Origin of the sequence: Flavobacterium sp. (assembly GCF_013822155.1) — a bacterium.
In the GTDB taxonomy this organism is placed as follows: domain Bacteria; phylum Bacteroidota; class Bacteroidia; order Flavobacteriales; family Flavobacteriaceae; genus Flavobacterium.
On record NZ_PNJW01000001.1, the window covers coordinates 126,926 to 141,204 of the forward strand.

General features: G+C 33.3%; 14 protein-coding genes. 5 read left to right on the forward strand and 9 right to left on the reverse strand.

Annotated features, from left to right (window positions below; genetic code table 11):
* Positions 1-15: 15 nt before the first annotated feature.
* The 9 genes from C0512_RS00545 to hemA form a co-directional block, all read right to left on the reverse strand.
* Entirely contained in the window at positions 16-879 is an 864-nt protein-coding gene (locus C0512_RS00545) for a DUF4421 family protein (RefSeq protein ID WP_290858065.1), read from the reverse strand.
* A 68-nt stretch (positions 880-947) separates the two neighbouring features.
* Positions 948-1,850 (reverse strand): oxygen-dependent coproporphyrinogen oxidase, encoded by a 903-nt coding sequence (gene hemF / locus C0512_RS00550; RefSeq protein ID WP_290858067.1) that lies wholly within the window; start codon positions 1,848-1,850, stop codon positions 948-950.
* Positions 1,840-2,376, reverse strand: coding sequence for a GNAT family N-acetyltransferase (locus C0512_RS00555; protein WP_290858069.1), 537 nt, complete (start codon positions 2,374-2,376; stop codon positions 1,840-1,842). The genes hemF and C0512_RS00555 overlap by 11 nt, the downstream gene beginning before the upstream one ends.
* 4 nt (positions 2,377-2,380) lie before the next feature.
* Positions 2,381-3,406, reverse strand: coding sequence for a uroporphyrinogen decarboxylase (hemE, locus tag C0512_RS00560; protein WP_290858070.1), 1,026 nt, complete (start codon positions 3,404-3,406; stop codon positions 2,381-2,383).
* A gap of 45 nt (positions 3,407-3,451) precedes the next feature.
* On the reverse strand, positions 3,452-4,132 hold the full coding sequence (locus tag C0512_RS00565; RefSeq protein WP_290858071.1) for a uroporphyrinogen-III synthase: 681 nt from the start codon (positions 4,130-4,132) through the stop codon (positions 3,452-3,454).
* A gap of 2 nt (positions 4,133-4,134) precedes the next feature.
* Positions 4,135-4,824 carry a TrkA family potassium uptake protein gene (locus C0512_RS00570; protein ID WP_290858073.1) on the reverse strand — a complete coding sequence of 230 codons (690 nt, stop codon included), beginning with the start codon at positions 4,822-4,824 and terminating at the stop codon, positions 4,135-4,137.
* An 11-nt stretch (positions 4,825-4,835) separates the two neighbouring features.
* A complete protein-coding gene (locus C0512_RS00575; RefSeq protein ID WP_290858074.1) occupies positions 4,836-6,578 on the reverse strand; it encodes a TrkH family potassium uptake protein in 1,743 nt (580 codons plus the stop codon).
* A 10-nt stretch (positions 6,579-6,588) separates the two neighbouring features.
* Positions 6,589-7,515, reverse strand: coding sequence for a hydroxymethylbilane synthase (gene hemC, locus C0512_RS00580; RefSeq protein WP_290858107.1), 927 nt, complete (start codon positions 7,513-7,515; stop codon positions 6,589-6,591).
* Positions 7,505-8,767, reverse strand: coding sequence for a glutamyl-tRNA reductase (hemA, locus tag C0512_RS00585; RefSeq protein WP_290858076.1), 1,263 nt, complete (start codon positions 8,765-8,767; stop codon positions 7,505-7,507). The genes hemC and hemA overlap by 11 nt, the downstream gene beginning before the upstream one ends.
* A 217-nt stretch (positions 8,768-8,984) precedes the next feature.
* Between hemA and C0512_RS00590 the strand changes: the two genes are divergently transcribed.
* Genes C0512_RS00590 through C0512_RS00610 form a run of 5 tightly spaced genes read left to right on the forward strand, consistent with a single transcriptional unit; the run spans position 8,985 to position 14,279 of the window.
* Entirely contained in the window at positions 8,985-9,851 is an 867-nt protein-coding gene (locus tag C0512_RS00590) for a helix-turn-helix transcriptional regulator (RefSeq protein WP_290858077.1), read from the forward strand.
* Positions 9,852-9,869: 18 nt separating this feature from the next.
* The gene (hemH, locus tag C0512_RS00595) at positions 9,870-10,907 is read left to right on the forward strand and encodes a ferrochelatase (RefSeq protein WP_290858079.1); all 1,038 of its coding nucleotides are present in this window, start codon (positions 9,870-9,872) and stop codon (positions 10,905-10,907) included.
* Positions 10,908-12,263, forward strand: coding sequence for an MATE family efflux transporter (locus C0512_RS00600; RefSeq protein ID WP_290858081.1), 1,356 nt, complete (start codon positions 10,908-10,910; stop codon positions 12,261-12,263).
* Entirely contained in the window at positions 12,250-12,792 is a 543-nt protein-coding gene (locus C0512_RS00605; RefSeq protein ID WP_290858082.1) for a CopD family protein, read from the forward strand. Before C0512_RS00600 ends, C0512_RS00605 begins: the two co-directional genes overlap by 14 nt.
* A gap of 53 nt (positions 12,793-12,845) precedes the next feature.
* Positions 12,846-14,279, forward strand: coding sequence for an ATP-binding protein (locus tag C0512_RS00610; RefSeq protein ID WP_290858084.1), 1,434 nt, complete (start codon positions 12,846-12,848; stop codon positions 14,277-14,279).

Below are 14,279 nucleotides of genomic sequence, written 5' to 3' on the forward strand. Positions count from 1 at the left end.
TGTAGATTTTTGTATTTACAATCCGATTTTTTTATTTGCTTTGTCGTAATATTCTTTTACTTTTTTTGGTGGGTTAAAACGATAACCTGCTGTAAATTTAAAGGTTGCTATTTGATCATTTAAACGAATTTCAGCTTCTGAATCTTGAACAAAATCGATATAATTCAGATTGACGAATGTAAAAAACGAGTCGGAATTATAGCCAATTTTCAAACTAACACTTCCTTCATAAATAGGTGCAAAATCACCATCAACACTATTAAATCCGCCACCAACGGATAATCCGCCTGAAATTAAAAAGTGATTGTTGATTACCCAATTATAAAAATACGAAGGAGACAATGAAACTAAATAAATATTGCTTTTATTTTCCGAATTTCCATCATTTAAATCAAAATTGGTATAATAAATGGAAAGATTGGGAATGAAGCTTCCGGCACTTTTTGTTTGCCATTCCTTTTGATTGGCGATGGTTTTAAATGAAAAAGCATCATTAAAAATATAGGAAGTAGTTCCGCCAAATTTTGTTGTTCTAAGTTTGGGAAAAGCTACTTCTGTTTCTCCATCTGTTATATAAAAACCGGTTTGATTGATAAAGGAAAGTGATTGCATCCATTTTTTGTAATAAAATCGAGTACCTAAACTAAATAATTTAGAACCTTCATTGTCTTTGTTTTCAGCCAAAAACTCCGGCGAATATCCATAGGAAATGTCAATAAATTTATAACTCAAATTTAGTCCAATCTGTGCTCTTCGGTTCGGTTCTAAACCCAAATAATTTGCTTCTCCTTCGGTATTGAAATTGACTTGAAAACTATTTGATATGTCTTGATAATAAATACTCGAAACTACTTTTTCATCATAGGAGACAAAATGCATATTTTGAAGTGAATCCTTTTGTGCAAACGAGCAAAGTATTCCTCCAAAAAACAACACTATGACAAATTTTACAACCACTCTTTCGGATTTTCTAAAACAGCAATTAATTTTTCTTCTTCACTTCCTTTTTCCGGATGATGGTCATACACCCATTGCACATGTGGCGGCAAACTCATCAAAATACTTTCAATTCTACCATTGGTTTTTAAACCAAATAAAGTGCCTTTGTCATGCACTAAATTGAATTCTACATAACGACCTCGACGGATTTCTTGCCAAGTTCTATGTTGTTGATTATAAGACAAATGTACTCTTTTCTCAACAATTGGAACATAGGCTTCTAAAAAACTGTTACCTACCTCGGTAACGAAATTATACCAATCGTTCATGGACATTTCTTCCGTTTGCTTACAATAATCAAAGAACAAACCACCAATACCTCGGGCTTCGTTTCGATGGGCATTCCAAAAGTACTTGTCACATTGTTCTTTAAATTTTGGATAAAATTCTAGACTATGTTTGTCGCAAGCGGTTTTACATGTTTGATGAAAATGAATCGCATCCTCTTCAAACAGATAATAAGGCGTCAAATCTTGTCCGCCACCAAACCATGAGTTAATTACAGCCCCATTCTCATCATACATTTCAAAATACCGCCAATTAGCATGAACGGTTGGCACCATAGGATTTTTGGGATGAATCACTAAACTCAAACCACAGGCAAAAAAATCAGCTTCGCCTACGTTAAATAATTTTTGCATGGAATCAGGCAATTTTCCATGAACAGCTGAGATATTTACGCCTCCTTTTTCGAAAATTTGGCCGTTTTCAATTACTCTTGTTTTTCCGCCGCCGCCTTCGGGACGCTCCCAGATATCTTCTCTGAATTTAGCAACACCATCGATTGCTTCTAATTTAGAAGTGATTTGATTTTGCAATTGGAGAATGTACTGATAGAATTTATCTTTCATTGTATAGTTCATATAATTCCATATCTAATGGCGATTCATTTGGCGGTGTATATTCATTTATTAAAGTCTTTTGCCATTGGAACCCACATTTTTCAGCAACTTTACAACTTCCAAAATTTGTTCTGTGAGCAATGATTTGAAGTTTATTAAAACCTAAAACTTCAAATGCGTATTTGGAAGTTAAAGCAATCGCATTTGACATCCATCCTTTGTTTTCAAATTCTGAACTAATACAATAAGCAAATTCACCTTGTTTGATTTCCCAATTTATTTCTTTGATTATAATTATACCTACTGCTTTTGACAATTGTTTGTCTTTTATTACAAAAGTAAACTCCGTTTTGGCATGGCATTCTATATTTTTTTCTTTAATAAATTTTAAACTATCTTCTATTGATTTGTTTTTAGATAAAGTTATCGGGAAATATCTTTTAAAATTATCGTGATTACACAACATCATTTCAGATAGACTTGCTGCATCTTCTAATACTAAATAATCAATAAAAAATAAATCTGTTTTTATCATAAAATTACTTTTTATACTCCTTCACTGCTTCCACAAATGCCTTCGCATGATCAACCGGAATATTGGGTAAAATCCCGTGACCAAGGTTGACGATGTAATTGTCTTTTCCGAATTCATCAATCATCTCATGAACCATTTTTTTAATCGTTGGAATAGGAGACAATAAGCGAGATGGATCGAAATTCCCTTGGAGCGTAATTCTTCCTCCTGATAAATAACGGGCATTTCTGGGTGAACAAGTCCAATCGACGCCTAAGGCAGAAGCTTTTGATTTTGCCATATCATTCAAAGCAAACCAACATCCTTTTCCAAAAACAATGACTTTGGTGTGTGGTGCCAAAGCTTCTACTATTTGATTGATGTATTTCCATGAAAATTCCTGATAATCAACCGGAGAAAGCATGCCTCCCCACGAATCAAAAATTTGAATGGCGTTACAGCCTGCTTTTACTTTTTCTTTTAAATATAAAATTGTGGTGTCGGTTATTTTTTGCAATAAAGTATGTGCCGCAACCGGATTTGAAAAACAAAATCCTTTGGCTGTATCAAAACTTTTCGAACCTTTGCCTTCCACTGCATAACAGAAAATAGTCCATGGCGAACCCGCAAAACCAATTAACGGCACCTCATCATTCAACATTTCTTTGGTTAATTTGATAGCATCAAAAACATATCCCAAGGTTTCATTGACATCGGGAACAACTACTTGATTGACTTGTTCCATTGTTCGTATTGGATTCGGAATAATGGGGCCTAAATTATCTTTCAATTCCACATGAATTCCCATCGCTCTTGGCACCACCAAAATATCTGAAAACAAAATGGCCGCATCGGGTTTTACAATTCGAATGGGTTGCACTGTGATTTCTGCCGCTAATTCAGGTGTTTCGCAACGGGTAAAAAAATCATATTTATCACGTAAAGCTCTGAATTCGGGCAAATATCTTCCGGCTTGACGCATCATCCAAACGGGTGGACGTTCCACGGTTTCATTATTTAAGGCTCTTAAAAAAAGGTCGTTCTTTATCATTATCTTTTGCTTTAGGCTTTAGGCAATATGCTGTAAGCTGTTATTCTATTTGCTATTCTCTTTTTTAAAATAGTTTATACTCTGTATAATTACATTTTCAACCGTTGGCTGGTTAGCAATCACTATGTTTTTGGTTGTTTTTTCTACTTCTTTAGCTGTTGTTGTTCCAATGCAAAAACAAATTTCGTTGGAAATAGTGTTTTCTATTAAATAACTCTGAACAGCTGACGGACTAAAAAACAAAATTCCATCTACATCGTTATTGATTTTTTTTGGCGTTAAAGAGGTATTATACACTTGTTTCTCTTCAAAAATGATAGCTGCTTTTTGAAAAGCAACAGGTAAAGTATCTTGTCTTAAATTCCCGGAAAAAAAGGTAAATGTCTTTTGACTGTAATTGATTATTAAAAAAGGAGTTAATTCTTCTACATAATCAAACGCTTGCAACACTTGAAATCCATTTTGTTCTAAAAGTACTTTTGTTTTTTTTCCCACACAAAAGCATTTTTTTTCTTTTAAATCCTCGAAATTTTCATTGGATAAAATGCTATTAACAGCATTTTGGCTAGTGAAAATCAAATAATCATATTTTGATTCAATTTTATTCTTTTGATAATCAATCTTGATAAAATCTGCTTCTACCAAACAAAAGTTTGCATTTAATAAGAACTGCTTTTGGTTAGGCAGGAGTTTTTTGGTAGATAGTATTCTGATTTTGTTTTTCACTTTTATTCCTGACCGTCACAATAAATTGAAATGTTCTTGTTTTCACCAAAAACAACTAATATATCGTCTTCAAAAATTATTGTTTCAGGGGTTGGTAATCCAATTGTTTCTTTTACAATTGATTTTTTTCCAATTAAATTCGTTTTTTCTTTTTTACGAATAATGGTTACTACATTCAAGTGATATTTATCAATTGAATTGAGTTCGTGTAAAGTTTTTCCGTGAAATTCAGGTTTCGATCTAACTTCGGAAATGGTATAATTATTATCTAATTGATAATTTTCTAAAGTAGTTTTGAAATTAATTTGTTTGGTTAATCGATCGGCACTTTCCTGCTCTGGGTGAATAATACTATAAATCCCCATCGCTTCTAAAACCGTATCGTGAATAGGTGATAATGCTCTACTGATAATTTTTACGTTCGATAATTTTTTGATGATGGCTGTTGTAATAATTGCTGCACCTTCATTTTCTCCAATTCCTACTACGACTTTATCGGCATCTTTTAGAGGTAAAGATTCGTAAGCCAACTCATTTGTAGAATCCATACAAACAGCGTGGGAAATCTTATCTTTAATCAGATTGACTTTATCCATTTGTTTGTCAACTCCAATTACTTCATTGCCGGTTTCTGTTAAGCTTAAAGCTAACGACATCCCGAAGTTTCCAAGTCCAAAAATGATTATTTTCATTTTCTTAGGTATTAGTTAATTAAAATATTTTCTTTCGGATATTCATAAAACTGATGATTTATTTGACGTAATAAACCTATCATTAAATTGAGCATTCCGATTCTGCCAATAAACATCGTGGCTATAATAACATATTTACTTGGCTCAGTCATTGTTGGTGTAAAGTTCAAACTTAGTCCAACCGTGCTGTAAGCCGAGAAACATTCAAAAACAACGGTAAGTAAATCCGTTCCTTTTGGTTCAAAAATCAACAAGGCTAAAATAGCAAATCCTATTATAATCAATGAGATACATAAAATAGCAAACGCTCGTGAAGTAGATTCGCTGGAAATTCTTCTTCCAAATAATTGAATCCTGGATTTCCCTCTGGCAATGGCAAAAATATTTAACGTTGCTAAGGCAAAAGTACTCGTTTTTATACCACCCCCAGTTGATGCCGGCGAAGCACCAATCCACATTAAAAATATAATAAATAATAACGAAGGAACCGTATATTGTGTAAAATCCATGGTGTTGAAACCTGCCGTTCTGGGCGTTACAGAATTAAATGCTGTTGCTGTAATTTTTCCGAAAAAAGTATCATGTAAATTAAGCATATTATTCATTTCAGATAACCAAAGGAATATGAAACCTCCAACTAATAAAGCTCCGGTAGTATAAAGTACAATTTTTGAATTGAGCGTCATAATACTGATTTGCTTATGAATTCTTTTTCGATCAAAAAACTCAACTACATGTATTTTTAAATATTGATAAAAATTAAAAATGATATTGTACCCTAACCCTCCAAAAACTATTAAAAAAATAACTACCCATTGCATATAGTAATTAAAACGGATATAATTTTCACTTAAACCGTTTGTCAACGTTGAAAAACCAGCATTACAAAAGGCTGAAATAGAGTGAAAAACCGAAAAAAACAATTTATTTTCAATTTCCGGATTCTCAACAATAGATGAATATATAAATGCAGCTCCAATTAATTCGACACTTAAGGTAAAAATAACAACATTTAATGCTGCTTTTAAAACGTCTTTCAAGGTGTCTTGAGAAATAAAATCCCGAACGTTTAACCCTTCTTTAAAAGAAGAACTTCCGCGAAAAAAGAAAGCAAAAAAAGATGTAAAAGTTAAAATTCCTAATCCTCCTATTTGTATTAAACTAATAATTATAGATTGTCCAACTATAGTAAAATCTGTGGATGTATCCACCACAATTAACCCTGTAACACAAACAGCACTAGTTGCGGTAAAAAGAGCATCTGTAAAAGTTATACCTTCTGTTGTTGCTCTTGGAAGCATTAATAAAAAAGAGCCAATCATGATTATGGCGAAAAAACTACCTACAAAAACTATGGCCGGATTATAATATACTTCATAAATATAACGAACCAAAATCATCAATCGAATAATAAAGTAAAAAAGAAGTCCAGTTTCCAGAATAGGTCTTATGAGTTGTAAAACATCTAAATAATGTAAATTAATATTTGCAATCGAGACAATAATTGATACAAACATCAAAACACCAATAATAAGTGAATTTGCTAGAGCTACTTTTTTATGCCCTTTTTTCTTTAAATAATAAAATTTAAAAATATTGAATAGTAACAACGCTACCGTAATCAAAACTAATCCAATTAGTTTTGGCGTATTGTATACCTTGTTTACACTATAGCCAAAATCAAAAATAATGTAAGTCAATACAATTAAATCAAAAAACCGGTAGATAATTTTAAGTATTGAATCTTTATGCATAATACGTCGATTAGTGTTTCTTATCTAATGCTTTTTTAATTGATTGCATGAGTTCTGAACCACCGTTTTTTAAAATTTCTGTAGCACAAAGTTCTCCAAAATTTTGATATAAATCGATATTTATTTGTTTTTCTGTAGCTAGCTTCCTTGAACCGTCTAATGAAAATAAAATTCCTTTTAATAATAGGTTATCATTTTCGATAACCGCAAGAGCTCCAATTGGGGCGGTACAACCGCCTTCCAACGTTTTCAAAAACTGTCTTTCAACATGAGTACAAATCTCTGTTTCGCGATGATTTAATTGAGCTATAGCCTCTTTTGTATAATCATCCTGTTCCATGGCAACCACAACCATTGCTCCTTGAGCCGGTGCGGGAATCATCCAATCGAGATTTATAAATGAATCGGGTTTAAGGTTGATGCGTTCCAATCCTGCTGCTGCAAAAATGGCTCCGTTCCATGGATTCTCTTTTAATTTTTGCAATCGTGTATTTACGTTTCCTCGTAAATCTTCTACTTGATGCAAGGGGAATTTATTCAACCATTGTGCTTTTCTTCGTAAACTACCTGTTGCAATGATTCCCATATTTTCCAAAAAAGACAAATCGCCTTTGTGTACCAAAATATCCAATGTAGAAGCTCTTTCTAAAACTGCAGCCTGAACAATTCCTTTGGGCAAAGCCGTTGGCACGTCTTTCATAGAATGAACAGCAATATCAACTTCACCTTTTAACATAGCAATATCTAATGTTTTGGTGAAAATTCCTGTAATTCCAAGTTCGTATAAAGGTTTGTCTAGAATTATATCTCCGGTTGATTTTACAGCTACAATTTCGGTTTGGAAGCCTAAATCATGAAGTTGCTGTTGAACCGTATGAGCTTGCCAAAGTGCTAACTCACTGTCACGGGTTCCTATCTTAATAATTTTACTCATTATATGGTGTGGTCTCAATTTGAAAAACACGCTCAATCCACTCGATGCTTTCATCCACTGTGGTGTTATCGTCTTTCAAATGATTCGCAAATTGCGTGGTTATTTTTTGAATGATTCGATTACTGATTATTTCAGCTTGCTCTTCATCAAAATTAGTAATTTTTTTTCGTTGAAAACTCAATTCACCCTCTTTAATCATATTAAGTTTTTCCTTTAAGGCATGAATTGTCGGAGCAAATTTTCTTGATTTTATCCAAGAAGTAAATTCAGCTCTAATTTCAGCAATAATTGCTTCTGCAAAAGGTATTTGTTCTTTTCTTTTTTCAATAGTTTCATCAGTCAATTGCGACAAATGATCCATGTGAACCAGCGTAACACCTTCCAATTGTTTCACGTTTTCATCTACATTTTTGGGAATTGACAAATCTAAAATTAATAATGGCTTTTTCAGATTCAACAGGGATTTATCTATCGTAGGATTTTGGGCTCCTGTAGCCACCACTAAAACATCTGCTCGTTGAATTTCAACTTGTAAATCGACATAATCTTTTACAATTAAATTAAACTTACCTGCAATTTTTTCAGCTTTATTTTTAGTACGATTGATTAAAGTGATATTTTCGTTTTTGGTATGTTTTACCAAATTTTCACAAGTGTTCCGACCAATTTTTCCGGTTCCGAAAAGCAAAATATTTTTATTTTGAAGATCAGAAACGGTATTAAAAATATAATGAACTGAAGCAAAAGCAACCGAAGTGGCTCCACTACATAATTCCGTTTCGTTTTTTACACGTTTACTTGCCTGGATAACTGCATTCACTAATCTTTCTAGGAAGGAATTAACCAATCCGATTTTTTTACTTTCAACAAATCCATTTCTGATTTGGCTGATGATTTCAAAATCGCCTAAAATTTGACTGTCTAAACCTGTTCCTACACGAAATAAAAAATTAATAGCTTCTTGGTTTTTGAATACATAGGCTACTTTTTGAAATTCTTCAACAGTTCCTAAACTATTATCACAAAGTAATTTGATTAACTGAAAAGGGTGTTCTGCAAAACCATATATCTCTGTACGGTTACAAGTTGAGATAATAAATAAACTGTCTATTCCTTCTTGTTTTGCTTGAAGTAAAACGTTTGCTTTTGCTTTATCGTCTAAACTGAATTTGCCTCTAACCTCAGCATCCGCCTTCTTGTAACTCAATCCAACCGCATAAAAAGTTTGGTGTTTCGACAATTTTAAGTGCTCCATAATTTACTCTTTCCTAAAAAGTTAAACAAAATTATAGTTATTCTTTTCAAAAAAATAACGCTCAAAGTTCTTTTTGTATCGTTTAAAGAATTATTTTTGTCATTGTTTATAATGATTCTAAGATAGCAGCGTTTATTGGGCTTGAAATGACTTTTATATAGAATCATTCTAAATAATAATAAGTCTATTTTATTTTTTTATAATAAAAAACATCGCTATGGGTTCTCAAGAAGAAATAAAAATTGAAAATGATTTCTATTTAATTCGTTTTCAGAATGATACCAATGAAACTCAACTTTTTCAACGTCCGGTTCATACCGATTTGATTCAGTTCCATTATGGATTAAAAGGCAAAGCTAAATTTGTTTTTAATCAGGGTAATTATGCGTTGGATTTAGTAGAAGAAAAATCGCTTTTACTATATAATCCTCAAAAAGAACTTCCGGTGCATTTAGAAATAGGTCCGAACTCTTGGATGATTTCAGTATTAATTTCCATTAAAAAATTACACACGCTATTTTCGAACGAAGCCGAACATATTCCCTTTTTAAGTGCCGAAAACAAAGAGAAAAAATATTATACCGAGGATGATATTACACCATCAATGGCTATCGTATTAAATCAGTTGTTTCACTACAATCTCAATAGTTCTATCAAAAATCTTTATTATAAAGGTAAAGGTTATGAGTTGTTAAGTTTGTACTTTAACCGCAGTGAAGATCCAAACACAGAACATTGTCCTTTTTTAATCGATGAGGAAAATATTGCCAAAATCAAAAAAGCGAAAGAGATTGTCATTAACAATATGGCTGAACCTCCCGGACTTCAGGAATTAGCTGACACCATTGGTTTGACTTTAAAAAAGTTAAAAACGGGTTTTAAACAAGTGTATGGCGACAGCGTGTATAGTTTTTTATTCGATTACAAATTGGAATATGCTCGAAAATTGTTGGACAGTGGCACTTATAATGTGAACGAAGTAGGGGTTTTAATTGGTTACAGCACTTCGTCGCATTTTATTTCCGCATTTAAAAAGAAATTTGGAACAACACCGAAGAAATATTTAATGTCATTATCAAATTAAAATTGCTAGTTATTTAAAATGAAAAAAGGAGTATTATTAGTCAACTTAGGTTCACCTGAAAGTCCAACCCCAAAAGATGTCAAACCGTATTTAGACGAATTTTTAATGGATAAATACGTCATTGACGTGCCGTTTTTATTGCGTGCATTGCTAGTTCGCGGCATTATTTTGCAAACTCGACCAAAAAAATCGGCCGCCGCTTATGCTAAAATTTGGTGGGATGAAGGCTCGCCACTCATTGTTTTATCTAAACGAATGCATAAAAAAGTGCAAGCAAATACCAGTATTCCCGTGAGTTTAGCCATGCGTTACGGCAAACCAAGCATTGAATCGGGTTTGCAGGAATTACATGATCAAGGCGTGACCGAAGTGATGCTTTTCCCTTTGTATCCGCAACATGCAATGGCTTCAACGGTAACTATTTTAGTTTTGGCTGAGGAAATTCGTAAAAAGAAATTTCCCAATATGAATTTTACCATTCTTCCGGCTTTTTACAATCAGAAAGATTACATCAGAGACTTATCGAATTCTATTAAAAAACATTTGGAAGGATTTGAGTACGATCATTTGTTGTTTTCTTATCACGGCATTCCGGAGCGACACATTCGTAAAACAGACATAACCAAAAGTCACTGCAAAATTGATGGTTCGTGTTGCAACACACCTTCGCCTGCTCATGAATTTTGCTACCGCCATCAATGTTATGAAACCACCAAACAAGTAGTGGAATTTTTAGGAATTCCGGAAGGCAAATACAGCCAGACTTTTCAATCGCGTTTAGCCGGTGACAAATGGCTAACCCCTTATACCGATGTTGAGATCAATAAAATGCCCGAAAAAGGCATAAAAAAATTGGCTGTTGTTACTCCGGCTTTTGTCTCCGATTGTTTAGAAACCTTGGAAGAAATTGCCATGGAAGCCAATCATGAATTTAAAGAACACGGCGGTGAAGAATTCAAAGCCATACCATGTTTAAATGACGACGACGATTGGTGCAAAACACTAAGCAGATGGATTGACCAATGGGCTTTTGCAGAAACTCAAACCAACGCATAAATGGCTCACTCTTCAGGTGCATTAGGCTCGGAAGACATCAAACAATTGTTGATTAAACAAGCTGTTCCGGCTTCTATTGGAATCCTCTTCATGTCTGTCAATATTTTGGTAGATACCATTTTTGTAGGACAATGGATTGGTTCCTTAGCCATTGCAGCAGTTACAGTTGTTTTACCCATTACTTTTTTAATTTCTTCACTTGGGATGGCCATTGGTATTGGTGGAAGTTCCATCATTTCAAGAGCCTTAGGAGCCCGAGATAAAGAAAAAGCAATGCAAACTTTTGGCAATCAAATCATGATGACCTTGAGTTTAGCTTTGCTGTTTGTCATTGTAGGATTTGTTTATTGCGATGAAATTCTATTGCTTTTTGGTGCCAATGGTGAAATTATGAAACCGGCAAAAGAATTTTTTATTCCGGTTTTGGTTGGCGTGCCCTTTTTAGCACTTTGCATGATGGGAAACAACGTGATTCGGGCAGAAGGAAAAGCAAAATTTGCCATGATGGCCATGATTATTCCCGCTTTTGGAAATATATTTCTGGACATTATTTTTATCAAATTTTTAAACATGGGTATGTTTGGTGCGGCCTTGGCCACAACCATCTCGTACTTCATGTGTTTTGTTTTTATTCTATGGTTTTTTATTAAAAAAAGTGAATTGAAACCCGGATTACATCACTTTAAATTTGTTTCATCCATTGTTAGAGAAATTTCGTCTCTTGGTTTGGTTACCTTTTCCAGACAAGGAGTGGTAAGTGTTTTGGCAATTATAATCAATCATACATTGTTTACCTATGGTGGGGAACATTCAGTAGTGATTTATGGAATTATTAGTAGAATGTTGATGTTTGCCCTTTTCCCAATTTTGGGAATTACCCACGGATTTCTCCCAATTGCCGGCTATAATTATGGTGCCGAAAAGTATAATCGGGTAAAAGAAACGATAGCCATTTCGATTAAATATTCGGCATTACTGGCTACTTTCATTTTTCTATTAATTTTAATTTTTGCCAAACCTATCGTTTCTGTTTTTACAACAGATGTGGCAGTGATTGAAGCAACCCCCAATGCTTTGCGATGGGTATTTGCCGCTACACCCATAATTGCTTTACAATTAATTGGAGCCGCGTATTTTCAAGCTGCCGGCAAAGCGATTCCGGCATTATTACTCACATTGAGCAAACAAGGTTTTTTTCTGATTCCACTCGTGCTAATTTTGCCAAATTATTTTGGTATTTTTGGAGTATGGGTTGCCTTTCCAATTGCCGATGTATTATCAACAATAGTAACGGCCTACTTTTTGAGAAGAGAAATGACTACTAAACTGATAGAAAAAACAGATGGAATATTATAACTACATCAAATCATTGCACCTCATTTTTGTCATCACTTGGTTTGCGGGATTGTTTTACATTGTTCGTTTATTCGTTTATCATGCGGAAGCAAAAGACAAATCGGAACCAGAACAAAGTATTTTAATCAAACAATACCAACTCATGCAATATCGATTGTGGTACATTATCACTTGGCCCAGTGCAATTTTAGCAAGTATTTTTGCCTTTTGGTTGTTGTTGATTATGCCGCAATGGTTACAACAAGATTGGATGATTGTCAAATTAGGATTTGTAGTTTTACTGTATTTGTACCATTGGAAATGTCATCAAATTTTTAATCAACTTCAAAATAACAAAGTGAATAACAGCTCGAATTTTTTCAGATTGTGGAATGAAGGGGCTACATTGATTTTATTTGCCGTAGTTTTTTTGGTGATTCTTAAAAGTGCCATTAATTGGATCTACGGAGTAATAGGAATCTTTGTTTTTTCAGTTGTTATTATGCTTGGGTTTAAATTTTATAAAAAAATTCGGGAACGAAACACGTGATACTGTCAAAAAAAATAAGCAAACTCTCATTTCGGGTTAGGATTTTCTTTTCGATGATTCTATTAACCGTTATTTCTTCTATTTTGATAGCTTCTGTTTCCATATATCAATTTCGAAATGAAGCAAAAGATTATCATCGGGAACGACTAGAAAGAAAAGAAAATGCTATTAAAGAACACATTAATTACATCTTAAATACCACAACTTATCCATTAACTACCGAAAATATTCCTTTAATTTTTTCTGAAAGAGATAAAATTCATGAACTTTCTGATATCCACGGGATGGAAATAAATTTCTTTGATTTAGAAGGAAAGTTATTAAAATCTTCTAAATCTTCCTTTGCTGTAGATGAAGAACCAAAGTCTATCGATATTTATATTGTAAGACTTGTACAATCGAGTATGGACAAACGATATGTAGAAGTTAAAGAAATTGATGGTGTAAAAAACCTTTCCTCCTTCAGTGAAATAAAAGACACACAATTTAAACCCTTAGCAATCTTAAACTTACCCTATATTGAGGATGATGGATATTATGAGCGGGAATTAAAAAAATTCATGTTACGCTTTGGACAAGTATATTCCTTCATGCTAATTCTTTCGGGATTATTAGCTTATTTTTTATCGAGTTATATTACCAAGTCACTAAAAACTATTTCTGACAAACTTATCAAAACACAACTTACAAAAAATAATGAAAAAATTGAACTTGAAGCCAGCAGCCAAGAAATTGAATTGTTGATTGAAGCCTACAATAGTATGGTAGATAAATTAGAAGAAAGTGCTGTAAAATTGGCACAAAGTGAACGCGAACAAGCTTGGCGAGAAATGGCAAAGCAAGTGGCTCATGAAATTAAAAACCCTTTGACCCCCATGCGATTAACTGTGCAAAGTTTTCAGCGAAAGTTTGATGTAAATGATTCAAATATTACTCAAAAGTTAGATGACTACACCAAAACATTATTGCAACAAATTGACACAATGAGCTCCGTAGCCAGTGCTTTTTCAAATTTTGCCTCTATGCCGGCACAGCAAAATGAACAGATTAATTTGATTAATGTTGTTCGATTGGCCCTTGAAATTTTTAATGAGAATTACATTCGCTTTGAAACTAATGAGAATGAAATTTTCACTAATATGGATAGAACTCAACTCGTTCGGGTTATTACCAATTTAGTTAAAAATGCCACCCAGTCCATTCAAGAAAACACCATAAATCCCAGCATTATTGTAACGGTTTACAAAGAAAATTCAAATGCTATAATCACTGTTAAAGACAACGGAATTGGAATTTCTGAAGAAAATAAACCTTATGTTTTTGAACCAAAATTTACCACTAAAACCAGTGGAATGGGTCTTGGTCTAGGAATTATCAAAAAAATTATAGAGAATTATAACGGAACCATTACTTTTGAATCCCAACCAAATGTGGGAACAAAATTTATAGTTTCTTTTCCAATTATTACCAACGTAAAAACGATTTAA